19 protein-coding genes and 1 rRNA gene (1 of these 20 only partly in view) are annotated in these 25587 nt (G+C 71.8%); 8 read left to right on the forward strand and 12 right to left on the reverse strand.

From position 1 onward, the window contains the following. The 4 genes from WMF44_RS12115 to WMF44_RS12130 all read left to right on the forward strand — a co-directional run. A 23S ribosomal RNA gene (locus tag WMF44_RS12115) occupies positions 1 to 615 on the forward strand; it begins 2423 nt to the left of the window's first position. Positions 616 to 1138: 523 nt separating this feature from the next. Further along, on the forward strand, positions 1139 to 2938 hold the full coding sequence (locus WMF44_RS12120; protein WP_437299286.1) for a hypothetical protein: 1800 nt from the start codon (positions 1139 to 1141) through the stop codon (positions 2936 to 2938). Continuing rightward, positions 2935 to 3060 (forward strand): hypothetical protein, encoded by a 126-nt coding sequence (locus WMF44_RS12125; RefSeq protein ID WP_437299287.1) that lies wholly within the window; start codon positions 2935 to 2937, stop codon positions 3058 to 3060. The genes WMF44_RS12120 and WMF44_RS12125 overlap by 4 nt, the downstream gene beginning before the upstream one ends. Positions 3061 to 3104: 44 nt before the next feature. Next, a complete protein-coding gene (locus WMF44_RS12130; protein WP_437299288.1) occupies positions 3105 to 3479 on the forward strand; it encodes a zf-TFIIB domain-containing protein in 375 nt (124 codons plus the stop codon). 161 nt (positions 3480 to 3640) lie between these two features. On the opposite strand, the gene WMF44_RS12135 is transcribed toward WMF44_RS12130, so the two are convergent. The 5 genes from WMF44_RS12135 to WMF44_RS12155 all read right to left on the reverse strand — a co-directional run bounded on the left by WMF44_RS12135 (position 3641) and on the right by WMF44_RS12155 (position 9635). After that, a complete protein-coding gene (locus WMF44_RS12135; protein ID WP_437299289.1) occupies positions 3641 to 4498 on the reverse strand; it encodes a class II glutamine amidotransferase in 858 nt (285 codons plus the stop codon). Continuing rightward, on the reverse strand, positions 4491 to 5909 hold the full coding sequence (locus WMF44_RS12140; protein ID WP_437299290.1) for a hypothetical protein: 1419 nt from the start codon (positions 5907 to 5909) through the stop codon (positions 4491 to 4493). Before WMF44_RS12140 ends, WMF44_RS12135 begins: the two co-directional genes overlap by 8 nt. A gap of 8 nt (positions 5910 to 5917) precedes the next feature. Then, positions 5918 to 7423, reverse strand: coding sequence for a hypothetical protein (locus tag WMF44_RS12145; protein WP_437299291.1), 1506 nt, complete (start codon positions 7421 to 7423; stop codon positions 5918 to 5920). Positions 7424 to 7725: 302 nt separating this feature from the next. Continuing rightward, positions 7726 to 8175, reverse strand: coding sequence for a hypothetical protein (locus tag WMF44_RS12150; protein ID WP_437299292.1), 450 nt, complete (start codon positions 8173 to 8175; stop codon positions 7726 to 7728). Positions 8176 to 8315: 140 nt separating this feature from the next. Then, a complete protein-coding gene (locus WMF44_RS12155) occupies positions 8316 to 9635 on the reverse strand; it encodes an ATP-dependent 6-phosphofructokinase (protein WP_437299293.1) in 1320 nt (439 codons plus the stop codon). Positions 9636 to 10249: 614 nt separating this feature from the next. On the opposite strand from WMF44_RS12155, the gene WMF44_RS12160 reads away from it, so the two are divergent. Next, positions 10250 to 11398 (forward strand): polysaccharide pyruvyl transferase family protein, encoded by a 1149-nt coding sequence (locus tag WMF44_RS12160; protein ID WP_437299294.1) that lies wholly within the window; start codon positions 10250 to 10252, stop codon positions 11396 to 11398. A gap of 16 nt (positions 11399 to 11414) precedes the next feature. Further along, entirely contained in the window at positions 11415 to 12983 is a 1569-nt protein-coding gene (locus WMF44_RS12165) for an FAD-dependent oxidoreductase (RefSeq protein ID WP_437299295.1), read from the forward strand. Positions 12984 to 13025: 42 nt separating this feature from the next. Here the strand turns inward: WMF44_RS12165 and WMF44_RS12170 are convergent, their stop codons facing one another. After that, positions 13026 to 14213: an ATP-binding protein gene (locus tag WMF44_RS12170; protein WP_437299296.1), complete on the reverse strand. Its 1188-nt coding sequence runs from the start codon at positions 14211 to 14213 to the stop codon at positions 13026 to 13028. Positions 14214 to 14460: 247 nt separating this feature from the next. Between WMF44_RS12170 and WMF44_RS12175 the strand changes: the two genes are divergently transcribed. After that, on the forward strand, positions 14461 to 18447 hold the full coding sequence (locus WMF44_RS12175) for a serine/threonine-protein kinase (RefSeq protein WP_437299297.1): 3987 nt from the start codon (positions 14461 to 14463) through the stop codon (positions 18445 to 18447). Positions 18448 to 18540: 93 nt separating this feature from the next. Here the strand turns inward: WMF44_RS12175 and WMF44_RS12180 are convergent, their stop codons facing one another. Next, positions 18541 to 19749 carry a pyridoxal phosphate-dependent aminotransferase gene (locus WMF44_RS12180; RefSeq protein ID WP_437299298.1) on the reverse strand — a complete coding sequence of 403 codons (1209 nt, stop codon included), beginning with the start codon at positions 19747 to 19749 and terminating at the stop codon, positions 18541 to 18543. Between the two features lie 119 nt (positions 19750 to 19868). Here WMF44_RS12180 and WMF44_RS12185 point away from each other — a divergent pair, with 119 nt between their 5' ends. Next, positions 19869 to 20654 carry an MBL fold metallo-hydrolase gene (locus WMF44_RS12185; protein WP_437301555.1) on the forward strand — a complete coding sequence of 262 codons (786 nt, stop codon included), beginning with the start codon at positions 19869 to 19871 and terminating at the stop codon, positions 20652 to 20654. Positions 20655 to 20705: 51 nt separating this feature from the next. On the opposite strand, the gene WMF44_RS12190 is transcribed toward WMF44_RS12185, so the two are convergent. The 5 genes from WMF44_RS12190 to WMF44_RS12210 form a co-directional block, all read right to left on the reverse strand. Then, entirely contained in the window at positions 20706 to 22787 is a 2082-nt protein-coding gene (locus tag WMF44_RS12190; RefSeq protein WP_437299299.1) for a DUF2169 family type VI secretion system accessory protein, read from the reverse strand. Between the two features lie 3 nt (positions 22788 to 22790). Next, complete coding sequence (locus tag WMF44_RS12195; protein ID WP_437299300.1) at positions 22791 to 23162, reverse strand: PAAR-like domain-containing protein; 372 nt, start codon at positions 23160 to 23162, stop codon at positions 22791 to 22793. A 62-nt stretch (positions 23163 to 23224) separates the two neighbouring features. Then, entirely contained in the window at positions 23225 to 23959 is a 735-nt protein-coding gene (locus tag WMF44_RS12200) for a DUF3540 domain-containing protein (protein WP_437299301.1), read from the reverse strand. Between the two features lie 4 nt (positions 23960 to 23963). After that, positions 23964 to 25040, reverse strand: a complete 1077-nt coding sequence (locus tag WMF44_RS12205; protein ID WP_437299302.1) for a pentapeptide repeat-containing protein — start codon at positions 25038 to 25040, stop codon at positions 23964 to 23966. An 84-nt stretch (positions 25041 to 25124) separates the two neighbouring features. Further along, on the reverse strand, positions 25125 to 25583 hold the full coding sequence (locus tag WMF44_RS12210; RefSeq protein ID WP_437299303.1) for a hypothetical protein: 459 nt from the start codon (positions 25581 to 25583) through the stop codon (positions 25125 to 25127). Between the last annotated feature and the right edge of the window lie 4 nt (positions 25584 to 25587).

Genomic DNA, 25587 nt, shown 5'->3' on the forward strand with positions numbered 1-25587 from the left:
AGGTTCCCTCAGCCTGATTGGAAACCAGGCGTAGAGTGCAAACGCACAAGGGAGCTTAACTGTGAGACCGACAGGTCGAACAGGTGCGAAAGCAGGCGTTAGTGATCCGGTGGTTCTGTATGGAAGGGCCATCGCTCATCGGATAAAAGGTACTCTGGGGATAACAGGCTGATCGCGCCTGAGAGTTCATATCGGCGGCGCGGTTTGGCACCTCGATGTCGGCCCATCGCATCCTGGGGCTGGAGCAGGTCCCAAGGGTTCGGCTGTTCGCCGATTAAAGCGGTACGCGAGCTGGGTTTAAAACGTCGTGAGACAGTTTGGTCCCTATCTGCCGTGGGCGTAGGACACTTGAGAGGAGCTGCCCATAGTACGAGAGGACCTGGGTGGACGTACCTCTGGTGCTCCGGTTGTCCTGCCAAGGGCATAGCCGGGTAGCCATGTACGGAACGGATAACCGCTGAAAGCATCTAAGCGGGAAGCCGGCCTCAAGACTAGGTGTCCCGGGCCGCAAGGCCCCTAAAGACCCCTCGTAGACCACGAGGTTGATAGGCCGGGTGTGGAAGCCGAGCAATCGGCGGAGCTAACCGGTACTAATAGGTCGTGCGGCTTGACCTTGCTCCATGGAACGTGACGAGCCTCGCGCCCGGTGCTCGGGTGTGAGCGGCGCGTCGCAGCGTGCGAGAGACGCTTCAGAAGAGAGCCTGCATGGCGGACGTCATGCGGGCTTTTCTGCTTTTGTCCGGCGCTCGCGGGCTGGGCCTCGCGGGGCTGGGCCTCGCGGGGCTGGCCGGCCGGGGCGCCCGAGGGGGCCTCGTGCTTCGCGCGGCGCGGGGGGCCTCGGTGCGCTGACCGGCCCGAGGAGACCGTGTTCTTCGCGCGGCGCGGGGGCCTCGGTGCGCTGACCGGCCCGAGGCAAGTTTTCCACGCCGGTTCCGGATGTACGGCGCGCTGCAGGTGCGACTATGGTCGCCGCATGCGACCTCTGAGGCGGTGGCCAACGCAGACGGCGCAACGCGTCGATCCGCAAAGGGAATCCGAGCGCCGCGCGCCTTCCAACGGCGCTCGCCTCGGTGACGCGAACCCTTCGGCGGAAGCAGGGCTTCCGGCCGGAACCATGTAGTCGGGGGCGCGAAGCACGATGACGACGCACGTAGAAACCACGCTGCCGGAGGAGCAGCGAGCTGAACCGTCCGCCGATGCACCGGCAGGGCAGGGCGCGGCGGAGGACGCCGTGGAGCGCTCTCCGTCGCTGCCCCGTGAGGCGGTGCGCAGGCTCGCCTCGGCCTGCTTCTGGATCACGATGGCGCTCTGCCTCGCGCTGCTGGCGTGCAAGACGGCGGTGCGCTTCGACCTGACGACGCTCTGGGACGACGCGTACATGTTCCAGCGGTACGCGCACAACCTCATCACCGACCACAGCATCTCGTGGAACCCGAAGGGGCCGCCGTCCTACGGGCTCACCTCGCTCGCCTTCATCGTCGCCGCCGTGCCGTTTCATCTGATCGCCGGCGGCAACACGAGCCTCGCGGCGATGCTTCAGAGCCTCGTCTGGGGGCCAGTGCTGCTCGTCCTGCTCGTCCTGCTCGTCCTGCGGGCGGCCGGGGACGGCAAGGTCGCGCGCCTGTCCTGCTTCGCCCTCGCCGCGTTCTGCGCCGCCCGGTCCACGCTGACCGACCACTTCGTGAGCGGCATGGACACGTCGTTCGGGCTCTGCTTCCTCACCGCGTACCTGCTCCTCACGCTGCGGCTGCTCGGCGCGGCCCGGGTCGCCGGCGGGGTGGCGCTCGGGGCGTTCGGCGGCCTCGCCTTCTCGGTGCGGCCAGAGCTCACGGCCTACGCCGTCCTCGTGCCGCTCGCGCTCGTCGCGCTCGAGCGCGACCGCGACCGCCGGCGCTTCGGGCTCGCCGCCCTCGCCGCGACGGCGGGCGTCCTCGCCCTCCACCTCGCGGCGGCCAAGCTGTACTTCGGCTCGCCCCTCCCGCTGCCGTTCTATGCCAAGTCGACGAACCTCTACGGATCAGGGATCCTCCGCGCCTACCGCGGGCGGCCGACCATCGATCTCGTCGACTGGATCGAGTTCTTCTGGCCGCTCTTCACCGTCATCGCGCTCGACGTGCTCGTGGGCCTCGGCGCGCGGCAGGCGAGCCCCGGCGCGCCGGCTGGCGAGGGGCGGAGGAGCGGCCCCCGGGCCTTCTGGGCGGAGTCCTCGGCGTTCGACAAAGGGGTCCTCGCCGCGACGCTCCTGTGCCTCGCGTACTCGTGGCTGTTCGTCGTGCCGATCATGGGGTTCTCGCAGCGGTTCTATTACGCGCCGCTGCCAGGCCTCATCTACCTCGCTTGCCGGAGCGCCGCCCGGCTCGCGCGGACGCTCTCCGACTCGATCGGCCAGCCCGCGCCGGCCGCGCTGCCCCTGGCCGGCATTGCCGCGCTGGCGATGCTCTGGCTCCAGCTGTCGGCTCCCCTCGCCGCGGCTGGCAGGGACCTCGCCGGCGCCGTCGCGGCGAAGCGGCTCGGGCATTTCAACATCGTCAAGCACGGCAACACCTCGGGACCACAGAAATACTGGTTCGCGATCGATCGCGTCTCGAAGCTCCCCGACGACCTCGTCATCGCCACGACCGAGGTCGGGATGCTCGGCGCGATGAACCTCAACAAGACGATCATCGACATGGCCGGCCTCAACGACCCGCGCTTCGCGCTCGAGCCGTTCTCCGCGGACAGGTTCTTCGGGGCCTACAAGCCCGATCTCATCTACATGCCACACCCTCATTACGTGCAGATGACCGAGAATCTGACGGCCCACCGCGAGATGTCCGGTTATGTCGTCTACTCGAAGTCGAAGCTCGGTACATCCCAGTTCGGCATCGCCGTCCGGCGCGACAGCCCCCACTTCGATCGGCTGCAGCAGATCGTGAAAGAGAAGATGGGCTCGAAATGACGTCGCGCGCCGCGCGGCGCGCGCGGTGGGGGGACAGCCCGCCCGCCGGCTGGCGGCCGCGCATGCCGCCGACCGCCTCCGGCGAGGCGATCGACGCTCTTCCCGCGATCCGGGTCGTCTGATACCATCGCTCCCGATGGCGGCGCCTGCCGCACTGGAGCATGACGTGAACTGTCCGAAATGCGCGGCCTCGATGGATATCGTCACCTTCGGCGGCATCGACGTCGACCGGTGTACGGCGTGCGGCGGGATCTGGTTCGACAGCCGCGAGAAGGAGTCCCTCAAGGCCATGGCGGGCTCCCAGCAGATCGACACCGGCGACCCCTCGGTGGGGCGGAAGAACAACCAGATCCGGCGGGTGCCGTGCCCCCGCTGCTCGACGCCGATGGTGCGCATGGTCGACCCGGAGCAGTCGCATATCTGGTACGAGAACTGCAGCGTCTGCGGTGGCGTCTACTTCGATGCCGGCGAGTTCCGCGATTACAAGGAGCACACGCTGAGCGACTTCTTCCGGGACCTGTTCACGCGCCCGCGCAGCTAGAGCGGCGGTCAGCCGCTTCGGATACGGGCCCATCTCGTCGTTTTCGGTGCTCAGCGCACAGGAGTGCGCTTCCGCGCCGAAAACGCCGATCTGGACCCGTCTCCTGTGCGGGAGACCGCCGCTCTGCGTCGCGTGCACCAGAGGCGGGGGCGGGAACCGCTCTAAGGAGCCCGTCCGTCCGCTCCCGGGAGCGTGCTCGGCCCGGGGAGCTCGGCGCCTGAGCCCTCGCGGGCCTCGGGGAACGTCGCCAGGAGCTCGCCGGCGCGGAAGACCCACAGCGTGCCGGGCGTCGCCTTGCGCCAGAGCTCGTCGCGCGTGAGCGGCTCTGTGGCCACGACGGCCATCCGCGCGTCGGGGCCGACGCCGTGGAGGTCGTTGAAATTCACCTTGAGATCCGCGTCCACGAGCGTGGCCTCGCCGAACGGGGCCTGGCGCAGGATGCAGGACAGGTGGTCGCCGCAGCGGGCGAAGAGGTGCTCGCCGTCCGCGAACAGGAAGTTGAAGACTCCATCGGCGCCGAGCTCGTTCCCGAGCTCGTAGAACAGGCGCCCCAGCTCCCGCGCGTCGCCCGGGTACCTCTCGCCGTACGCGCTCCGGATCGCCTCGAGGAGGATACAGAAGGCGTGCTCGCTGTCGGTGTCGCCGACCGGCGTCTCGACGTGGAGCTTCCGATCCCTGACCGTGGGCAAGGTGCCGTTGTGCGCGAACACGATGTGCCGGCGGTGGAGGACCCGCATGAAAGGGTGCGTGTTCTTCAGGGCCGCTCCCCCGCGCGTCATCTTGCGCACGTGCGCGATGGCGAGGGCCGTGTGGATCGGGTTCTCGCGGATGAACCGCGCGAGCGGGCTCGAGAAGGCCGGGTGAGGCTCGAGGAACGTGCGCGCGAACAGCCCGTCGTACAGCGAGACGCCCCAGCCGTCCGCGTGCGGCCCCGTCTGCCCGCCGCGGAGCGCGAGCCCCGTGAACGAGAACACGATGTCCGTGGGCACGTTCGACACCATGCCAAGCAGCTCACACATGACGGGCACCCTCCCTCGGCGCGCGCGCGCCGTCGACGATCACGAGCCCCGTGACCGCGCCTCCCGCGGAGACGTTGCTGACCTCCGAGGCGGAGAGCCGGACCATGGCGCCCTCCATGCGCGTGGTGAAGGTGGAGGGCGGGCACTCCACGCCGCGGGCGAAGACGAAGGGGCAAAGGTCGAAATAGACCTGCTCTTCCTCCACGGCGCCGCCGCGGAACGTCGGCATGCGCGCGGTGCGCGGGCGGCGCCGCTCCTGCACGATGCAGGGCTTTTCCGCGGCGGCCCGGACTGCCTCTCTCCAGGCCGCCGGCGTCGCCGTCCACCCGAGCAGCACGCCTTTGCCGCCGTACTCGTCGTTCGGCTTCAGCACGAAGCTCTCCTGCTCTCCGAGGAGGAGCTCGACGAGATCCACCTCGCGGCCCCGCCACGCGGCGCGGCCGGCGGTCACCCGGCGCGTCCAGGGGATGTGCTCCGCGATGGCCGCGCGCTGCTCGGGCGTGAACAGGCCCGAGAACATGGGGTTGCTCAGCACCGCGAACGCCGCCTTCTTGTTGAGGGGCCTGATCCGGAACGAGTTCGCCACGTACGCCGCGCGATCGCAGTAGGCGCGGACCAGGGGGTGATTGAGGCCGCGCCGCCCGACGAGCTCCTGCGTGATCACGCGCCGGTAGACGAGATCGATCCGCTCCCCGCCCGCTCCGAGGCGGCGGCCGTCGTACGTGAGCTCGTCCGGATCGACGATCCTGGTCCGGTGCCCCTCGGCCGAGAACAGGTCGGCGAGCACCCTGAGCTCGGCCGAGGTGTCGACCGCGGCCCAGTCGACGATGGCCATCGCGGGCCGCGCCTCGCGCCCGCCCCAGGCGGCGTAGCCCTCGAGCAGGGCGCCGAGGAGCGCGCGGTGCGGCGCCGGCGTGCGCAGGCCATGCCCGTCCCGGAGCGGCGCGAGGTGGGGGAGCGCCATCAGCGTCCGCTCGACGAGGATCTGGTCGGTGAGGCCGGCGGGGGAGTCGGCGTTGTACTCGATGAAGGAGAAGCCGCCGTCGGTGATCAGCATGTCGAGGCGCCCGACCGTGTGGAGCGGCCCCGGACCCGGCACGATGGCCGCGAGGGCGCGCTCGTCCGCGGAGAGCCCGACCTCCTCGGCCAGGAAGTCGTCCCGGATCGCGCGCTGCGCGACCCTCTCCAGCGCGGAGGCGATCTGCTCGGCCGCGCGGGCGATCGTGGCGAGGTCCTTCTCGGCGATGAGGTACGGCCGCAGATGGCGGCACAGCGGGCGCGCGCCGTGGATCAGCCCGAGCCGCCGCTGGGCCTCGAGGAACGCCTCGAACCGCGCCGCGTCCATCGCCCCCGGCGCGGCGAGCCGTGCGTCGAGCTGCTCCGCGAGGGATCGCGTGGCGTCCTGGCTCATCGGCGAGCTCATGTCGCGCCCGCGCGCGGGGTCCCCCAGGCGTGCACGGGCGCGCCGGAGTCGACCTCGGCCATGTACCGCTCCAGCATCTTCCTCAGCGCCTCCTCGCGCGACGCGGAGCCCATCTCCAGCGCCGAGAGCGCGCGGAGCTGCCATGTGGCGCCGGTGATGCCTCTGGCGACCCGCGCCTCGAAGATCCGGAGGTAATGGCGGGCCTCGTCCCCGTCGACGCCCGCGGTCACGAGGCCCTCCTCGACCCGCGGCAAGAGCGAGAGGAGGAGATCGCGCGCCCGGACGCACCTCGGCGCGGCCCCCGGTACGGCCGGCCAGACGAGCTCGGCGTCGAGGCCGTAGTGCGCCGCATGGTAGAAGTTCCTCACGGCGAGCTCGAACGGGAACGACGGCAAGAGCTCTCCGATGGAGGGCGCGAGCGCGAGGATGCCCCCGAGCAGGTAGCTCCCGTTCGCGAGCATGTCATCGAGCGTGGGCCCGGACGGCAGGGCGCGAAGCTCGATCCGCAAGTGGCCGTCGCCGGCGGGATCGTACACGGGTCGATTCCAGTTCCAGACGGTGCCGTGGTGCAGGCGGAGCTCGTGGAGCTGCGGTATCCCGCCGGCCCGCGCGCAGCCGACGACGTCCTCGTCGCCGCACACGGGGAGGATGGGCTCGTGCAGCGCGACGCTCTCCATGAAGAGCTCCGCCGCGCCGTCGCGCACCCAGCCGGTCCCGAAGCCGATGCGGGCCGGCATCTTCCAGTCCGCGCCGGGCGCCGGCGGGCGATCGTCGCCGGCCTGCTTGAACACCGCCACCCGCGTCTCGTGCCACAGCCGGTGGCCGAGGAAGGTGGGCGAGTTGCACGCGGCCGCGAGCGCGGGCGCGGTCATCACCATGGCCGCGTTGAACAGCCGCGCGAAGGCGTCGGGCGTGGCCCGGAGGTGGATCTGAAAGGCGGTGTTCGCCGCCTCCATCGCGGGGTCGTCCGACGTGAGCTCCAGCGGCTCGGCGCCGTCGATCCGGATATGGAAGGGCGCCCTGCGCAGCCTGCAGAGCCCCGCGGCGAGCGCGCGATACCGGGGCAGGTTCGTGATCGTCGCAGGGCTGAAGTCGCGCCGCTGGAAGGTCGGCAGGATGCTGACCGGGACCACGCGCGCGCCCCGCGCCGCCGCGCGCTCGCGGATCGCCTCGACGGTCGCGCGCATCTGCTCGCGCAGCGCCGAGAGCGGCCTGCCGGCGAGCGGCACAGGCTGGGTGCTGAGCTCGATGTCGAACGCGCCCATCTCCGGCGTGATCATCGGGCTCGCCGCGGCGCGCGCGATCTCCGCCCCGATCGGCACGGGGCGCGCCTCGCGATCGACGAGGAACATCTCGAGCTCGGCGCCGATCGTCGCTTCCCCGTGGCCGAACCCCGGCCGGGCGAGCACCATCTCCAGCGCCGCGAGGTTCTGCTGGAGCCGCGTCTTGAAGAGCCGATAATCGACGGTCTTGAAGTGGTCTTGCTGGATCTCGATGCCCAAGGGACCTCCCGCTGCGATCCCGGCGAGGGTCCGTCCTCCAGCACGGCGAGCGCCGTGGGCGGGAGGAGAGCTCGCCGCCGGGATCGCGATGTTCCCGCGCGCCCTACGCGCCGCGCAATGCAAGCGCAGGGCCACGGACGGCGATCTCGACATGAAGGAGCCCGGAGACCGCAGCCCGCTCGCGTAGAGCTCGATCGGTGTGGCGCGGATGCAGCCTGTGGCAAAACGCGCCGTGGGCGCTCTGGGAAGGTGTTGCCTGGGTTTCGCGCAGGTGTCGGGGCGGTTTCATCCCGGGCGCCGGCTCATCGGTCGACGTGTGGGACGCGCTCGACAACACACGCGCCCGCCTTGCAGCGAGCGACCGAGTCCTCCTTCGGCGCCATGCACTTGGCGACCGGGCAGCTCTCGGCGGCGCAGCTCGCGGCGCGCCACTTCTGGAGCTCCGCGAGCGCGTCGCGGTGGAACGCCTGGTCGCACGGCGGGCACAGCTGGTCGCAGCACTGCCCGGCCCGCGCGCAGGATACCACGCAGTCGGCGTCGGCCTCGCACCGAGGTTCCGCCGCCGCAGCGCGCGGCTCGCCGGCGGCCGGCGGGGCCTGCGCCTCGGGCGCGCTCTCGGCCCCCGGCGGGGGCTGCGCCGCGGGCGGAGCCTCGACTCCCGTCGGGGCCTGCGGCGCGGGTTCCTTGGTACAGCCGGCGAGGCAGGCGAGGCCAGCGAGCACGAGCGAGCGAGAGAGCAGCGAGATCTTCATGCCGGCCATGATGGCACGGGGCGCGCCCGCGGCGCGCGGGGCGATGGTCGATCCAATTGTTCTTTTTGCGACTTTGCGCCTTTGCGTCTTTGCGTTGAAATCTCCCTCCGGATCCCCGGCCGGACTTCCTGTCAGGAGCGCTAGCAGAACGAGAGCGGCTGCCCCGTGGCCTCCACGACGGCCATCCACAGGTCGTCCGTCGGGTCGACCTGCTTGCGCATGCGGACGGCCAGGGGCATGGGCACGTGCACGAAGCGGCCGTGCCACCGGCCGATCAGCATCTCGGTGTTGCCCGCCATGGCCGCGTGGACAGCGTTCCGGGCCATGTTCCAGCAATACACGCTGTCCGACGGGGACGCGGGGACGCTGCGGATATGATAGCTCGGGTCCAGGTACTTCAGCGTCGCCTCGATGCCGCGCGCCCGGAAGTGCGCGTTGATGCGGTCGCGCAGGAAGAGGCCGATGTCCTTCAGCTTGAGGTTGCCGCTGAGATCCGTCGCCATGGGCTCCGCGCTGGAGGTGCAGTGTTCTTGCAGGGCGCCCTCGGCGACGACGATCACGGCGTTGCCGTGGCGGGCGAGCCGGCGCTCGAGGTGCGCGAGCAGCCCGCACGGGCCGTCGAGCTCCGCGTGGACCTCGGGGATGAGGACAACGTCCACGTCCGCCGACGCGAGCGCCGCCGCGCACGCGATGAAGCCCGAGTGGCGGCCCATCAGCTTGACGAGCCCGATGCCGTTCTTCGCCCCAGACGCCTCCACGTGCGCGCTGCGGATGACGTCGACGGCGGCGGCGAAGGCGCTCTCGAAGCCGAAGCTGCGGTCGATGAACTTGATGTCGTTGTCGATGGTCTTGGGCACGCCGACGACCCCGATCGACAGGCGGCGCTCCTCGATGGCCCGGACGAGCGACATCGCGCCGCGGATGGTGCCGTCGCCGCCGACGACGAAGAGGACGTTGATGCCGAGGGCCTCGAGCGTGTCCACCATCTGGTGCGGGTCCTGGTTGCCGCGGGAGGTGCCGAGCACGGTGCCGCCCATGCGGTGGATCTCCTCGACGCTCCGGGGATCCAGGCGCATCGGCGCGTGCCCGAAGCGCGCGACGAGCCCCTCGTAGCCGTAGCGGAAGCCGAAGATCTCCGGCACGCCGTAGCTCTGCGCCATCGTGAGCACGAGGCCGCGGATGACGTTGTTGACGCCGGGGCAGAGCCCGCCGCACGTCACGATGCCGGCGCGCAGCTCCTTCGGATCCCAGAAGACGCGGTTGCGCGGCCCGGCCAGCTCGAACGCCGGCGGCCGCGCGCCGGAGGCGTCCGCGAGGACGGCGGACAGGCGATCGTTGAACAGCACCTTGTCGGCCTCGCCGACGTACACCGTGGCCCTCTCGCCGAGCTTCTCGGCGACGGGCGAGGGGTGCCGGCAGGGGCCTAGATCCTTGATGGCGAGGTCGGCAGGGGTCACCACGCGCAATGCCTCCAGGTGAGGAGAGCTGCGCCCCTCCGGCGAGCACCGCCGCGGGGACCCTGCCATGATCGGACGGCGCCTGTTTCGGCCGCTTTTCGGGAGCGATAAGCTATCGTAACGCCGCGCGCCGGGCCTGAGCCGATCGGCTTCGAGCGGTTCGCGCAGGACCACGCGGCCGCGCTCGGTCATCCCACGTCGGGGCATTCCGACCGGTCGTCGCGCGGCAGGCCGGCTCTCACAGGCGTCCAGGCGGGCGGGTCGCTGGCAGGGAAGGATTGCTGGCAGGCCTCGTCCACGACATCACCCACGGGCACGGCCGGCGCGGCCCGCGCCGCGGCTCGCACCGCGCGCAGCTCCGTGGCCGGGCGCGCCTCGTCGCCTGGCGCTCGCGAGCCACTCCGCGTCGTCCGCGCCTGCGCGTGTCCCATGGTGCGTCCTCCGCCGGTGGACATTGCGCCTCGCCGCCGCCGTGGCAAGGTCCTGCGCTGCGCTGACGATCTCGGACGACCGAGCAGGTCGCAGCTGGCGGAGGGCCGCGCTCGACGCGATGTGACGGCGCGGCGGGCGCGGCGGGCGCGGCGATCGAGCGGAGGCGCTCGCGGGAGGAGCCCACGATGGACAAGGCGAACCGACCGTTCCGAATCGGGATTTCAGGGTCCTACGGCGGCATGAACCTCGGCGACGAGGCCATCCTCGATGGCATCGTCACGCAGCTCCGGGCGTCGATGCCAGCGGAGATCACCGTGTTCTCGCTGTGCCCGGAGGACACGAAGATGCGCCACCAGGTGGAGCGCGTCGTCCCGGTCCGTGAGCTCACACGAATGGAATCGACCGCCGAGATCGAGCGCCTCGATCTCTTCGTCCTCGGCGGGGGAGGCATCCTGTACGATCGGGACGCGCCGGTCTATCTGAGAGAGGCGCTCATCGCGGAGGAGCGCGGCGTCCCCGTCGTGATCTACGCCGTGAGCGCCGGGCCGCTGTCGGACCCGAGCGCGAAGCAAGCCGTGCGGGCGGCGCTGAACGCCGCGGACATCGTCACCGTGCGAGACAAGCAGGGGCGTCGCCTCCTCGAGGAGGTGGGGGTGAATCGCGAGATCCGCCTCACGGCCGATCCGGCCCTGCTGCTGCGCGAGGAGGCGCTGCCCATCGAGGCCATCCGGGCCGAAGGGGTCGAGTTCGAGCGGCACCTCGTCGGCTTCTCCGTCAGGGAGCCGGGCCCGGCGGCGCCCGACATCGACCCTGACGAGTACTTTGCCCTGCTCGCCAACGCCGCCGACTTCGTCGTCGAGCGCCTCGACGCGGACGTCGTGTTCGTATCCATGGAACGGACGGACGTGCAGCACAGCCACGCGGTCGTCGCCCACATGAAGAACGCCGAGCGGGCAGAGGTCTTGAGGCGCCGGTACACGCCGCAGCAGATCCTCAGCCTCGTCGGGCACCTCGAGTTCGTGGTGGGCATGCGCCTGCACTTCCTGATCTTCTCGGCGCTCCGCGAGACCCCGTTCGTCGCGCTGCCCTACGCGTCCAAGGTCGCGGGGTTCATCGAGGACCTCGAGATGGAGACCCCGCCCCTCGGGAGCATCAGCTCCGGGCAGCTCATCGCCAGGCTCGATCGCTCGTGGGACACACGTCACGAGATCCGCGCGAAGATCCGCCGGCTGCTCCCCGGCCTGAAGGCCAGGGCGAGGGAGACCAACCAGCTCGTCACCGAGCTCCTCGCGCGGCGAGCTCCGGCGGTGCAGCCCGCGCGGAAGAGCGCATGAGCGCGGGGAGCTGGCGATGGACGTGATCCGGACCGACGTCGCCGTCATCGGCGGAGAGCTCGGCGGCTTCGCGGCTGCGCTCGCGGCGGCCAGGACGGGCCGCCGCGTCGTCCTGACCGAGGAGACTCGCTGGCTCGGGGGCCAGCTGACGAACCAGGCGGTCCCCCCGGACGAGCACCCGTGGATCGAGGACATGGGGGCGACCCGGAGCTACCGCGCGCTGCGCCAGGGGATCCGCGCGTATTACCGCAGGCATCTACCGCTCACCGCGTCGGCCAGGGCGCTCCCCGCGCTCAACCCCGGCAACGGCTGGGTCAGCCGCCTGTGCCACGATCCGCGGGTCGCGGTGGCCGTCCTGCACGAGATGATCGCGCCGTATCGGCTCAACGGGCGCCTCGTCGCGCTCCACGCTCACCGGCCCATCTCGGCGTCGACGCACGGCGATCGGGTGACCGGCGTCGTGGTCCGAGGGCTGGAGTCGGGGCGCGACGTCCTGCTCGTGGCCGACCTCTTCATCGACGCCACGCCTCGTGGCGAGCTCCTGGCGCTCGCGGGCGTGGAGCACGCGCTCGGGGCGGAGTCTCGCGCGGAGACCGGCGAACCGCACGCCCCCGAGCGCGCGGATCCGAGGGCCCAGCAGGCGATCACCGTCTGCTTTGCGATCGAGCACCACCCCGGAGAGGACCATGTCATCGACAGGCCTTCTCAGTACGAGCGCTGGCGCTCCCTCGAGCCGCCCGGCTGGCCGGGTCGGCTGCTGGACTGGACGGCGGTTCGACCCGATACACTCGAGCCCCTGACGCGAGGCCTGTTCGCCGCGGAAGACCGGCATCCCTGGTGGAGCTTCCGGCGGATCCTCGACAGGACGGTCTTCGAAGCGGGGTTCGCGCCGAGCGACGTCACCATCGTGAACTGGCCGCAGAACGACTACTGGTTCGGGCCGGTCTGCGGCGTCGACGAGGCGGAGGCCGCGCGGCACCTGGAGGGAGCGCGGCAGCTCAGCCTGAGCCTTTTGTACTGGATGCAGACCGAGGCGCCTCGCCCGGACGGCGGGGTCGGATATCCAGGCTTGCGCCTCCGCGGGGACGTTGTCGGCGGCACGGCCGACGGCCTCGCGCCAGCGCCTTACATCCGCGAGTCCCGCCGGATCCGGGCCGAGCTCACGGTGCTCGAGCAGCACATCGCGTATCCGCTCCGGCCCGACGGCCCCGCGACGTTCGAGGAGAGCGTCGGGATCGGGTGTTATCGCATCGATCTGCACCCGCGCGTCGGGGGCCCCGGGTACCTCGATCTCGGCTGCTGGCCGTTCCAGATACCGCTGGGTGCGCTCATCCCGGTGCGGGTGGAGAACCTGTTGCCGGGCGGGAAGAACCTTGGCGTCACGCACATCACGAATGGCGCCTACCGGGTCCACCCCGTGGAGTGGAGCGTCGGCGAGGCGGCGGGGCTGCTCGCGACGTTCTGCCTGGAGCGCCGCGTGCTGCCGCGGCAGGTGCGCGCCCGGAGCGCGCTCCGCGAAGAGCTCCAGGCGCTCCTGGTCCGCGAGGGCGTCGAGCTGGCCTGGCCGTCGTTGAGGCCGGTCTGAGCCAGCGCCGCGCCACGGCGTGTGTCGGCGAAGGCGACCGCGCTACGACGAACGGGGGAGCTTGACGCGGAACGTGGTGCCCTCCTCCAGCGTGCTCGTGGCCTGGATGGAGCCTCCGTGCGCGTCGACGATCGATTTGACGATGAAGAGGCCGAGCCCGAGTCCCTTCGAGCGTTGTACGACCCGCTGGCTCTGCTCGCCCCGGCGAAACGGATCGAAGAGGACGGGCAGCTGCTCGGGCGCGATCGGGGTCCCGCGGTTCGTCACCTCGATCACGACGCCATTCTTGTGCCCGCGCAGCTCCACGTGCACCGGCTCCTCCGGCGGGCTGTAGTCGACGGCGTTGCCGATCAGGTTCGACAGGAGCTGTTCCATCCGGCCCGGATCCCACTTGCCCCGCCCGTCGCCGTGGGCCGTGAAGCGGATGGTGTGCTCCGGGTGGGCGAGCTCGAGCTCCTCGACCACGCGCTGGCAGATCGCGCGGAGGTCGACGGGCTCCGGCTCGACCGGAAGACCCCGGTGGGAGCGGATGCGCGTCAGGTCGAGCAGCTCCTCGACCATCCGCACCGCCCTCTCGTTGCTCGCGGCGATCCGCTGGGCGAGCCTCGCCACGGCGGTCGTGACGTCCTCGCGCTTGAGCAGGGCGGCGGTGGCGAACCGGATGGCCGAGAGCGGGTTGCGCAGGTCATGCCCGAGGACCGCGATGAACAGCTCGTGGAGCGCGACGTCACGGCGGAGATCGGCCGAGCTCGCGCGCTCGTACTCGACGGCTGCGGTGATCATCACCTCGTCGAGCGCCGAGTGCACGAGCTGGGCCTCCTCGCCGCCGAGCACCACCCCCTCCTGCGCGCACAGGTCCACGATCACGGCGCGAAGGACGCCGAGCTCGCGTAGCTCCTCCGCGAGGGAGTAGCCCTCGGCGATGCGGTGCGAGACGTGCACCTTGGCGGCCTCCGAGCTGCCGATCTCCGGGCCGCTGGCTCCGTCCGGCCCCCCCGGCTGCGCGCTCTGCGCGAGCGAGTCGATGAGGTCGTCGAGGAGCTTCGGCGTGTAATCTCTCAAGTCCTCATCGGTGAGCGCGCGGGTCCGTGGGATCTTCGGTTCACTCCGCAGGCGCGCTATCCACTGGCCTATGATCTCCTCGCTTCGCTCACGGAGCAGCACCGTGATGCGCGACAGCGTGTGGCTCACGTGCGCTCTCCCCCCATCGACGTCGATACGCTTCGTCATCCGGCGCGGCGCAGCTGGCCATTGTCATGGATCCCGCAAGGCCCCCCGGGAGAAACACGAGCCGGACGGAGCCAGGTAGCCGAGGTGGGAGTCGTCGGCGAAAGGCGGCCTCGGCGGCGCCGAGGCTGCCCGTGTCGGCGTGCTCGAAGGCAGGAAGATTCCAGGCAAGGAGGCAGAGGACGCTGCGTCGGTCCTGCCCGCGCGCTCCGCCCTGGCACGCGCGGCGTGCGTGCCCGATACTCGGCGCATGCGCCCCGGGGACCTGTTCGCAGGTCGCTTCGAGCTCGATCGCGTCGCAGGATCCGGGGGAATGGGCGCGGTCTATCGGGCCGTCGACCGCGAGACCGGGGAGCCGGTCGCCCTCAAGGTGGGGCTGCACGCGGAAACCGAGCAGGCCGAGCAGACCGAGCGGTTCCGCCGGGAGGCGCGGGTCCTCGCGGGGCTCCACCACCCCGCCATCGCGCGGCACGTCGCCCACGGCGTCACCGCCGAGGGCCGGCAGTACCTGGCCATGGAGTGGCTCGACGGCGAGGATCTCGCGGCGCGGCTCCGGCGCGGGCCGCTGGGCCTCGACGAGAGCCTCGCGCTCGCCGCGCGCGCCGCGGAGGCGCTCGGCGCCGTGCACCTGCGCGGGGTGGTCCACCGGGACGTCAAGCCGGCGAACCTCTTCCTGCCGGGCGGCGACGTCGCGGCGGTGAAGATCCTCGACTTCGGGATCGCGCGGGCCCCCGACGTCACGTACACCCTGACCCACCCCGACGCCCCCGTGGGGACGCCCGCCTACATGGCGCCGGAGCAGGTCCGCGGCGAGCCCGACATCGACGCGCGCGCCGACCTGTACGCGCTCGGGTGCGTGCTGTTCGAGTGCCTCACCGGGCGGCCGCCGTTCGCGGGGGTGCACGTCGTCGCGCTGCTCACCAAGGTGCTCTTCGAGCAGGCGCCCCGCCTCCGCGAGCCGTGGCCCGGCGCGCCCCCGGCGCTCGACGCGCTGCTCTCGCGCCTCCTGGGCAAGGATCGGCGGCTGCGGCCCGGGGACGCGCTCGCGGTCGCGGCGGAGCTGCGCGCGCCGGAGATCCGCGAGGCGAGCGCGGCGCCCCTTTCGCCGTCGGTCGGGCTCACGACGGCCGAGCGGCGGCTGGTCAGCGTGGTGCTGGCGGCGCGCCGGGCCGAGCCGGCGCGCCCGCCGCAGCCGGCGCAGGCCGTGGCCAGCGAGGCGAGCACGGCGCCGGCGCGCGGCCTGACCCATCAGCGCCGCTGGCCGCTCGCCCTCCTGCGAGAGATCCGGAGGACCGCCGATCTGCACGGCGCGCGCGTGGAGCTGCTCCGGGACGGGTCGATCGCGGCCCTGCTCACGGGGGCCGAGGCGCCGACGGATCTCGCGGCGAGCGCGGCCCGGTGCGCCCTCTCGCTCAAGGCGCTGGTCCAGGCCTCCGACGTGGCGCTCGCGACGGGCTGGGAGGTCGTGGACGGGACCCAGCCGCTCGGGCCCGTGATCGACCGCGCCGTCGCGAACCTCACGGCCGCGGAGCGGGGCGCAGAGGAGGCGCTCCGGCCGATCGCGATCGACGCGATGACCGCGTCCCTCCTCGGCCCGCGCTTCGATGTGGCGCACGGCGAGCGCGGGGCGGCGCTGCTCGGCGAGCAGGAGCCGCTGGAGGAGGCGCGCGCGCTGCTCGGCAAGCCGACGCCGTTCGTGGGGCGGAGCAGCGAGCTGCGCTGGCTCGAGCTCCTCGTCGACCAGTGCGCCTCGGAGCCGTGCGCCCAGGCGGCGCTCGTGATCGGGGCGGCCGGCGTGGGCAAGTCGCGGCTGCGCATCGAGCTCGCGCGCAGGATGCGCGGCCGCGAGGCGCCGCCCCAGATCTGGACGGCGCAGGGCGACGCGGTGCGGGCCGGGGCGCCGCTCGGGCTGCTCGCCCAGGTGGTGCGGCGCGCGGCCCAGATCGCGGAGGGCGAGCCCCGGGAGCTCGCGCGGGAGAAGCTCGCCGCGCGCGTCGCGCGATCGGTGGACGCCGCGGAGCAGGCGCGGGTGACGGAGTTCCTGGGCGAGGTGATCGGCGCGCCGTTCCCGGACGCGGATCGGCGCGAGCTGCGCGCCGCGCGGCAGAACCCGATGCTCATGGCCGACCAGGTGCGGCGCGCCTGGCTCACCTTCCTGGAGGCGGAGTGCCGCGCGGGGCCGGTGCTCCTTTTGCTCGAGGACCTGCACTGGGGCGATCTGCCGACCGTGCAGCTCGTGGACGCGGCGCTCGGGCAGCTCCGGTCGAGGCCGCTCCTGGTGCTGGGGCTCGGGCGGCCCGACGTGGACGAGGTGTTCCCGGGGCTGTGGGCCGAGCGGGGCGCGACCGCGATGCGGCTCGGGGCGCTGCCGGCCCTCGCCTGCGAGCGGCTGGTGCGCGCGGTGCTCGGGGAGCAGGCGCCCGCGGAGCAGGTGGAGGGGCTCGTCCGGCGCGCGGCGGGGCACCCGTTCCTGCTGGAGGAGATGCTGCGCGTGGCGGCGGAGGGCGCCGAGGGGGCCGAGGGCCGCGACGCGGGCGAGGCGCCTGAGACCGCGCTCGCCATGGTGCAGGCGCGGCTCGAGGGGCTCGATCTGGAGGCGCGCCGGGCGCTGCGCGCCGGGAGCTTGCTGGGCGAGGTGTTCTGGTGGGGCGCGGTCGCCCGGCTGCTCGGGGTGGATCGGGACGACGCCGCGCTCGCGGGCTGCCTGCTCGCGCTGGAGCAGCAGGAGTGGATCGCGCGGCGGCCCGCGTCCCGGTTCCCGGGCGAGGTGGAGTACGTGTTCCGGCACGGGCTCGTGCGCGACGCGGCGTACACGATGCTCACCGAGGCGGATCGGCGGCTCGGGCACAGGCTCACCTCCGAGTGGCTGGAGCACGCCGGGGAGCGGGACGCGCTGGTCCTGGCCGGGCACTGCGAGCGCGGCGGCGAACCCGAGCGGGCCGTGCGGTGGCTCTGCGCCGCGGCGGAGGAGGCGCTCCGCGGCAACGACCTCGCGGCCGCGCTCGCGCGCGCGGAGCGGGGCGCGGCCTCCGGGGCCGGCGGGCGGGAGCTCGGCGCGCTGCGCCTCGTCCAGGCCGAGGCGCACCTGTGGCGCGGCGAGCTGTCGGCCACCGAGGCGCGCGCGACGGAGGCGGTCGCGCTGCTCGAGCCGGGCTCGGGCGCATGGTACCGCGCGCTCACCGCGGCGCTGATCGGCGCCGGCAAGCAGGGCGCCGTCGATCGCGCCGGGGCGTGGGCCGCGCGGCTCGCGGCGACGGCGCCCGCCGAGGGGGCGCTGAGCGCGGTGGTGCTCTGCCTCTCCGGGGGCGCGGCGGAGCTCATGCTCGCCAACCAGCACGCGACCGCCGACGCGCTGCTCGAGCAGAGCCTGCGCCTCGCGGGGGATCCTCCGGCGGTCGACGACGAGGCGGCCGGGGGGCTGCACCAGACCGTCGGGTTCCGCGCCGCGCTCGCGGGCGATCACGCCGCCGCGGTGGACGCCCTGGAGGTGGCGGTCGGGGCGTTCGAGCGCGCCGGCGACCGCCGGCAGGCCTGCGCCGTCCAGCTGAACATGGGCTTCATGCTCACCGAGCTCGGCGCGCTCGAGCGCGCCGAGCAGCTGCTGCGCGCGGCCGTCGTCCAGGCGACACGGATGGACCTGCACGAGGTGCTCGCGACCGCGCGGCAGAACCTGGGGCACACCCTCCTCCAGGCGGGCCAGATCGATGAGGCCCGCGCGCTGCTCGAGCAGGCCATCGACGCGTCGCGCCGGCAGGGCAACCGGCGCATGGAGGGGCTCTCGCGGGCGTACCTCGCCCGGGCGGCGCTGCTCTCGGGCGACGGTGAGGCCGCCGCGCGCGAGGCCGGCGCGGCGGCGGCGCTGCTCGACGTGGCGCCGCTCCTGCGCGCGGTGGCGCTGGCCATCCTCGCGCGCGCCCGGATGGGAGGGGGGCCCGAGGGCGCGGCCGAGGCGCTCCTCCACGCGCAGGAGGCGTTCCGCCTCATCGAGGACGCGGGGATGGCCGAGGAGGGAGAGTCGCTGATCCGCCTGACCTACGCCGAGGCCCTGCGCGCCGCCGGCGAGCGCGAGCGCGCCGCGCAGGTCATCGAGGCGGCGCGCTCGCGGCTCCTCGAGCGCGCCGCGAAGATCGGCAGGCCGGCGTTGCGCCAGAGCTTCCTGGAGAGCATCCCCGAGAACGCCCGGGCGCTCGCGCTCGCCGCGGCGTGGGCGCTGGAGCGCCAGGGGGCTGTCGCCTGAGCGCCGCGCTCCCAGGGGCCCTTGTAGATCAGCCCCGCTCGGGCCGTCACGCTGTCCGTGGTCCGCCGCTGGACCAGAACGAGCGTGCGCCGGCTAAGCAAGCTCCGAGAGCTCGACCTGGCGGACCGCCGGCGCCGCCGTCCTGGAGGGCGCCTCCCTGCGGCGCGGGCTCATCAGGGCGTCGAGCTGCTCGATGAAAAAGGTGTTCTCCGCCGGGAGGCCGACGGTCACGCGGAAGTAGTCGTCGTACCGCTCGTCGCCGAACGGCTCGAAGGCCTTCACCTTCACGCCTCTGGCGAGCAGCGCGTCGTGGATCTTCGCCCCGGACCACGCGCCGCGGGCGCGGCACAGGATGAAATTGGTCTGTGACGGATAGGCCTCCAGCGCGCGATGCGCTCCGATGGCCGCCATCAACCTGGCTCGCTCCCTCGCTGTCTGATGCCGGACGAACCCGAGGTGTCCGCCGTCCTGGAGCGACGCCATCGCGAGCTCCGCGGCCAGCTGCCCTACGCGGTGCGGCGTCATCTTGGCCTCCATCTGCGCCACCACCTTCGCGTCCCCCATGGCGTACCCAACGCGCACCGACGCGAGCCCGTAGGCGAAGGAGAAGCTACGGAGGACCATCAGGTTGGGATGGCGCAGCACCAGGTCTGCCATCCGGGTGTTCGGGCTCTCCTCGAGGTAGTGCACGTACGCTTCGTCGATGAAGAAGAGCGAGTCCGGGAACCGGGTGAGCAGCGGACCGAGCTCCTGCCGCGTGATGAGGACGTTGCCCGTGGGGTTGTTGGGGTTGCAGAGGTAAACCAGGCCGTCCTGCCGCGAGAGGCGCGACTCGAGCCTCCCCACGTCGAGCGCGAAGCCGTTCTCCGGATGGAGCGGGAGCAGCTCGCATCGCAGCCCCACGCGGACGCCGGACGCAGGCACCTTGGAGTAGGTGAGCCGCGTGGTGATGAGGGGATACGCCGTGCGCTTCAGCAAGAAGCGCAGGGTCCGCGTCGCCGAACGCCTGATCTCGCGCTCGATCAGGAACGGGATGCAGGTCTTGAGCAGCGGGCCGCTCCCGTTGGCGACCAGCACGTTCTCCGGCCTGACGCCCGCGTCGGCGGCGAGCGCGCGCCGGAGATCTCCGTTGTCCCCGGCCGGGTAGCTCCGCAGGGAGGTGTTGCCGGCGTGGCGCCGCAGGACGTCCGCGCACCGCTCGGAGCAGTAGGTGCCGTGGTTCAGCGCCATGTCGATGGGCGGCGCGCCGGGCGGGCGACTCGGGGCGTCGAGCGCTTCGCTCGCTGTCGTTCGAGGCTGCATGGAGTGCTCCTCTCGTGGTGTTCAACCAGCATCAACCAGGCGATTCGTCCCCGTGATCCAGGAGGCCACCTTCGCTGGCCAGTTGCAAGAAGGAAGAGCGAGAGGCGCGGGCCCGGAAGCTGTGTGCGGAGGCGTGCGATCAGGGAGAGGATGGGCCGTGGTGCGAGCTCGGCTCACGGCGGACGGGCCTCGGCACCACGAAGCGGCTCGCCCCGGCGGGCATCCCGCTCGAGGACCTCACCGAGATCGATCTGGTGCTGATCACGCACAACCACCGCGATCACCTCGACACGCCCACGCTGTCGCGCCTCCTCGCGGCGCACGCCGTGCGCCCGGGCAAGCTCGGCAAGAAGAGCGCGCCGCTCCGGCCCCGCTTCGTGGTGCCGCAGGGCAACGGCGCGCTCCTCGCGAAGCTGGGCGCGGGCGCGATCGACGAGCTCGCGTGGTGGCAGTCCGTCCGCGTCGGCCAGGTCGAGATCACGCTCGTGCCCGCGCGGCACTGGTCGATGCGCATGCCCTGGGACAGGAACGAGGCGCTCTGGGGCGGCTTCGTGATCCGCGGCCCCGAGGGCGCCGCGTACCACTCGGGCGACACCGGCTTCTTCGACGGCTTCGCCGAGATCGGCGAGCGCAGCGGCGGCTCCGTCGACTGGGCCATGTTGCCCATCGGCGCCTACGCCCCGCGCTGGTTCATGGAGCCGCAGCACATGGGCCCGGAAGAGGCCGTGCAGGCCGCCGAGCTGCTCGGCGCGCGCACCTTCGTCGCGATGCACTGGGGCACGTACAAGCTCACCGACGAGCCGATCGGCGAGCCGCCGGTCCGCGCGCGCGAGGCCTTCCTGAAGGGCCGCGGCGACATGGAGCGCCTCTGGATCCTCGACGTCGGCGAGACCCGCGGGCTCTGAGATCACGCGTCTCCTGATGAGGCTCCGAAGGCGAAGGTGCCCGCCCTCCGCCTAGCTCCTGGCGAGCTTCGAGCCTGCCAAGAGCGCCTGATCCAGGCGCGTCTGATCCAAGGTGGCCCTCCACGTCTCGGCCGAGTAGAGGTTCGCGCCACGAAGATCGGCATGGCTCAGATCGGCGCCCTCGAAATCGGCCTCCATGAGGTTCGCCTTGACCGCATGCGCCCGGAACATCCTGGCATGCCGGAAACGAGCGCCCTTGGCCGTCACCCGATGGAGCACGGCATCATCGAGCTCGCTGTACGAGAAGATCCCTGCGCTCAGATCCGCTTCCGTGAAGTTTGCCGACCGGAGCTCGGCGGCCTGAAACGAGCATCCGGACGCCCTGACGCGCTGAAACGAGCCCTTCGACAGCTTCGCGTCATCCGCCCTGAACCGCACCATGGACGCGTCGTCGAAGGTCGACTCCTCGGCCGAACAATCATACATCTGCGCGTCGTCGAGGACCGCGCGCCGAAACGAGGCGAGGCGCAGCGCCGCGCCCGAGAACGTCGCGCCGGCGGCGCTGGCCCCGTCGAAGGCGGCGCCGTTCAGCGTCGCGTCGGCCAGGTTGGCTCGCGCGAGCTCCGCGCCGTCGAACGCTGCCCCGGAAGCGCTGGCATCGGCGAGCGTCGCATCGGTGAGCGTCGCGCCAGAGAAGATCGCATTCGTCAGGTCCGCTCCGGAGAGGTTCGCTCCGGAGAGGTTCGCGCCCTTGAAGCTCGCGCGCGCCGCCGAGACGCGGTCGAGATCAGCATCCGCGAGGACCGCGCTGTCGAAGAGCGCCCCCTCGAGCTTGGCACCGCTGAAACGCGCGCCCGTGAGGTCCTTGCCGCGAAAGTCCATGTCGGTGAGGTCGCAATGAAAGAAGCTCACGCCCGACAGGACGGCCCCGGACGCCACGAGCGCCGCTGCCTCGTCCCTCGGCATCGCGGGCGGTAGCTTTACCGGCCCCGCCAGGAACCCGTCCTCGGCGCTGCCGACGGGCGGCGGGGCCTCGGGGCCCGGCGCGTTCGAGACCCGAGGAGCCGTCTCGCCCTCGATCCGGGCAAGGAATCGCTGCTGTACGGTCTCGATCGCCGTCTTGGCATGAACGTCATCCATGCACGCATAGAGCAGCGCTATCTCGGGCGCGTCCTCACGCGTGACATGGAGGATGCCGCGCCACACAAGACAGACCTTCAGCGCGTCCGCGTCGAACCACACCGTGTCCAGGTTCAACGGGATCTCCCTGAGCTTTCCGCCTGCCTCGCGGGACTGCTGCGCGAAGGCCCGAGGCGCGAGGCCAGGGAGCTTGCCGTTGATGACCGAGAGCCTGGGGTGCACGCCCGCCAGATAGAAGTCCTCGTCGCCGCGCGGATAGGCGATCTGCTGCTCGGGCGGCGCCACGTTGAAGTACCTCCAGTCGAAATCTCGCGGGAAATACGGCCATCGCTCCTTGAGCCACGCGCTGTCGTACGTGCCCAGCCGCGAGGCCCGGAGCGCCCAGGTGGCGGGGACCGGCGCGAAGCACACGGGGGCCGGGCGATCCAGCTCGCCGCGAAGCAGCTTGTCCGCTCGCTCCAGGTTCGGCAGCCAGGGTCCGGCGACCCCCTGGATGACACCCCTGCCCACGGGATTCTCCTCGTACCCCGGCCCGCCGAAGGCCCGCTCGTAGCGGAGCGGGATGCGATCGAACGGGCTCGGCGCCGACGGCCCGCTCGTCTGCCACCTCCGATCGCCGATCGCCGCCAGCGAGAGCCGCAACGCCTGGCCGAAGGCGAGCTGCACGTTGGTGACGCCGGATCGCTGCGGCTGCGCGTACGCGTGCCCCACCATCAAGATATCGGCGCTCGGCTTGAAAGGCGCATGGTCGGACGCGTACCTGAGGGTCCCTCGTGGATCCTCGTCGAAGTACACGTCCCCGGTCGGGGGCTCCTGATCGCCCGGCGGGAGCGGCTCGGCCATCCCCTCCGGGACGATCATCATCGAGCTCTTGACCACCACGACGAGCGCGTCCTGCGGCGGCTGGAGCTGCCACGGGCGGACGGCCGCGGCGATGGATCCATCGGTGATGACGGGCACCGTCTCCCTGCGGCGAACCGGCAGATCGAGCATGGCTCAGGGCGCGACCAGGACCTTGGCCTGGCTGGGAGTGTCGTGGAGCCCCGCCGGCATGTTGGCGTTGGCGCCGTTATGCGCCGTCTGCGCCGTGAGGTACACGGCGCCCTTGCCCTCGAACTTGACCTTCGAGCTTCCGCGCTTGAACACCACCTTCTGCGCCACCGTCCCGGAGACGACGCCCCCCGCGGTCCCCGCCTGATCGCCGGTGCTGGCCGGTATCTCGGACATCTCGACGACAGCGTGCTTGTTCTCGATCATCACCTTCGTCGAGGTCGCCGTGGCGTTGCTCACCATGGCCATGTTGGGAAACGGTATCGGGATGGGCGGGGCCGGCGGCGCCGGAACCTTGCACACGTCGGGCATGCCCATGCACGTGCCTCCACCCTTCGATCCCGCTGGCATCATCGCGCTCACCCCTGCTTTTCCTGCCGCTAGCCGAGCAGCACGCGCTCGCCGTCGATGCGCGTGTCTTTCTCCGACGTGATCGTCGTCCGGCGCCCGAGCAGCTCGAGGGTGCTCGACACCAGCGTGCGAAGGCGTCCGGCGCGCGTCTCGAGGAGCCCTTCCACGTCGTGGAACACATCCATGGCGCGCTCGATGACGCGGCCGGCGCGCAGCTCCCACTGGCCCACCGCCCAGTCCGCCTTGACGGCATCGACAGCGAGCGCTCCCGCGGAGACACGCGCCTTCTCGCTCGCCAGCGCGATCGAATCCTGCGTCAGCTCGAGCTTGCTCCCATCCACGCCGGCCGAGAGGATCACGCGGCCGGCCGGCGCCGAGAGCTCGAGATCGGATGTCGCGGAGATCCTCAGCTCGCCCGTGGCACCATCCAGGCTCGCGACCAGCGCGCCTCGGGGATCGAAGAGCGCGAGCACCTGCCCCTCGACGGTCGCCCTGGCCCCGGAAGGCGCCACGAGCTGGGATGGCTGCGCGGCGTGCACGACGCCCGTCACGTAGACGGTGCCCGAGTCCGCCTCCTGAACGAGCACGCGATCGCCCGTCGTGGGGCGATAACCCGGCACCGCGATGCGGGCCGTCCACTCGGTCTCCGAGCGCGAAACGCCGCGCAGGCGGACGCGCCCCTCCTCCACGCCCAGCACGAGCGCCTCGACCACGGGCTGGACGGACACTCCTCCTCGCTGCGCTGCCCCATGTCCTGTCTTCATGACGTCACCCGTTGGTAGAGAAATCTTCCGCCGCCGCTCGGTCTGGATCGGTCCCGCGAAGGCCATTTCTGCTCGCGCCCGATAGCCGCGCCTGGCTCATGTTCGCGCGATGCGTGTTCGCGAAATCGAGAATGGCATGGTCCAGCGTGGCGTGGCTCAGGTCCGCGTGGGACAGGTCTGCCCACGAAAGCGAGGCGCCCTCCAGCGAGGCGCCCCGCAGATCGGCCTTGCCGAGCCTGGCTTGACCCAGCTTTGCGCTTCGGAGCTGCACCCCCGGCGCCATGACGCGGACGAGCTCGGCGTCCTCGAGGAGGGCCTGCGATAGATCGGCCCCTTCGAGCCTCGCTTCGGTGAAGTCCGCGCGCTTGCCCTGGAGGCCCATGAGCTTGGCTCGCCGCAGATCGGCCCGCGCGAAGCAGCTCTGGGCCGCCTTGACCCCGCGCAGATCGGCGCCCTCGAGCCTGGCGTCGGACAGATTGGCATCCTCGAGGCTCGCGCCATGAAAGCTCACGCCCGTGCCCTCGACGCGTTCCAGCAGGCACTGACGGAGCTCGGTACGCTCGTCCAGCTTGCACGTCGTGAGGTCCGCGCCGGTGAAGTCCGCCAGAAAGAAGCGTGCTCCCCGGAGATCGGCCGCGCCGAGCGCGGAGCTCCCCACACGGCACGTCGTGAGATCGAGACCGGCGAGCGACGCGCCCGCGAGCGTGACGTCCGAGAGGTCCGTGCGGAGGAAGCGCGTCTCGCGCAGATCGGCCCCGGTCAGATCGGCTCCCTCCAGGTTGGCGTCCACGAAGATCGCCTGTGTGAGGTTTGCGCCGAGGAGCCGGCCATCGGCCAGGTCGGCGCCGGTGAAGTCGGCCCCGGCGAGCTCGACCCCCGAGAACTGCGCGCCGGTGAGCCGCGACCCGGCGAGCTTGGCCCCCGCGAGCGACACGCTCACCCACTGCGTTCGCTGGAGGTCCATCTCGCGCAGATCGACGCCGGCGAGGTCCAGCGCCTCGACGCGCACACCCCGCGCCCTGCCCTGAGCGCAGAGCTCCATCAGATGAGCGCGGTTCGTGACGACGGTGGCTGCGGCCATCGAGGCTCCTCGGCGCCGGCCCGGCGCACGCGCCATCCTACCGGAGACGCCGGGCGCCCAGGGGGAAAAGTGCCCTCCTCCGCGTCACGCGCCGTCGTCTTCTTCCTTGGGACGCTTGATCCCGTAGAGCTGCCCGTCGCCGGCGTCGAGCAGCTTGAAGCGCGGCCGTCGCATCTGCGGCGGGATATGCGCCTCCACGAAGCGGTTCCAGTTCGACGCCATCACGCAGAGGGCCTGGAAATACGTCTCGGGGTCGAGCCGCAGCGAGGAGACCACACGCGCGCGCTCCGCTCCGGCGCGCCCATCGAGCGCGTTGCGGCCCGGGAACGGCGCGTGCTCGGTGAACACGACGGCGAACTGGCGCGGCGAGTGCAGGACCTGCACGCCGTTCGCCGCGGCGGGAGTCGCCTCGGTCGACCAGTCGATCGGCATCGCGCCCGGCTCGGCAGGGGTCGCGGTCCCGCCCGCCTTCATGGCCTCCTGCATCTTCATGGCCTCCTGCATCGCCTTGAGCGCGCGTTCGGCTTCCTCGGGGCTGCTCATGGCA

Source organism: Sorangium sp. So ce426 (assembly GCF_051475585.1).
In the GTDB taxonomy this organism is placed as follows: domain Bacteria; phylum Myxococcota_A; class Polyangia; order Polyangiales; family Polyangiaceae; genus Sorangium; species Sorangium cellulosum_B.

What these genes read in the sequence shown, in the direction of transcription:
- WMF44_RS12120 (WP_437299286.1), top strand. Translation starts at nt 1,139, where the DNA reads ATGACGACGCACGTAGAAACCACGCTGCCGGAGGAGCAGCGAGCTGAA.
- WMF44_RS12125 (WP_437299287.1), top strand. Translation starts at nt 2,935, where the DNA reads ATGACGTCGCGCGCCGCGCGGCGCGCGCGGTGGGGGGACAGCCCGCCC.
- WMF44_RS12135 (WP_437299289.1), bottom strand. Translation starts at nt 4,498, where the DNA reads ATGTGTGAGCTGCTTGGCATGGTGTCGAACGTGCCCACGGACATCGTG.
- WMF44_RS12140 (WP_437299290.1), bottom strand. Translation starts at nt 5,909, where the DNA reads ATGAGCCAGGACGCCACGCGATCCCTCGCGGAGCAGCTCGACGCACGG.
- WMF44_RS12150 (WP_437299292.1), bottom strand. Translation starts at nt 8,175, where the DNA reads ATGAAGATCTCGCTGCTCTCTCGCTCGCTCGTGCTCGCTGGCCTCGCC.
- WMF44_RS12160 (WP_437299294.1), top strand. Translation starts at nt 10,250, where the DNA reads ATGGACAAGGCGAACCGACCGTTCCGAATCGGGATTTCAGGGTCCTAC.
- WMF44_RS12165 (WP_437299295.1), top strand. Translation starts at nt 11,415, where the DNA reads ATGGACGTGATCCGGACCGACGTCGCCGTCATCGGCGGAGAGCTCGGC.
- WMF44_RS12170 (WP_437299296.1), bottom strand. Translation starts at nt 14,213, where the DNA reads ATGACGAAGCGTATCGACGTCGATGGGGGGAGAGCGCACGTGAGCCAC.
- WMF44_RS12175 (WP_437299297.1), top strand. Translation starts at nt 14,461, where the DNA reads ATGCGCCCCGGGGACCTGTTCGCAGGTCGCTTCGAGCTCGATCGCGTC.
- WMF44_RS12180 (WP_437299298.1), bottom strand. Translation starts at nt 19,749, where the DNA reads ATGCAGCCTCGAACGACAGCGAGCGAAGCGCTCGACGCCCCGAGTCGC.
- WMF44_RS12190 (WP_437299299.1), bottom strand. Translation starts at nt 22,787, where the DNA reads ATGCTCGATCTGCCGGTTCGCCGCAGGGAGACGGTGCCCGTCATCACC.
- WMF44_RS12195 (WP_437299300.1), bottom strand. Translation starts at nt 23,162, where the DNA reads ATGGGCATGCCCGACGTGTGCAAGGTTCCGGCGCCGCCGGCCCCGCCC.
- WMF44_RS12200 (WP_437299301.1), bottom strand. Translation starts at nt 23,959, where the DNA reads ATGAAGACAGGACATGGGGCAGCGCAGCGAGGAGGAGTGTCCGTCCAG.
- WMF44_RS12205 (WP_437299302.1), bottom strand. Translation starts at nt 25,040, where the DNA reads ATGGCCGCAGCCACCGTCGTCACGAACCGCGCTCATCTGATGGAGCTC.
- WMF44_RS12210 (WP_437299303.1), bottom strand. Translation starts at nt 25,583, where the DNA reads ATGAGCAGCCCCGAGGAAGCCGAACGCGCGCTCAAGGCGATGCAGGAG.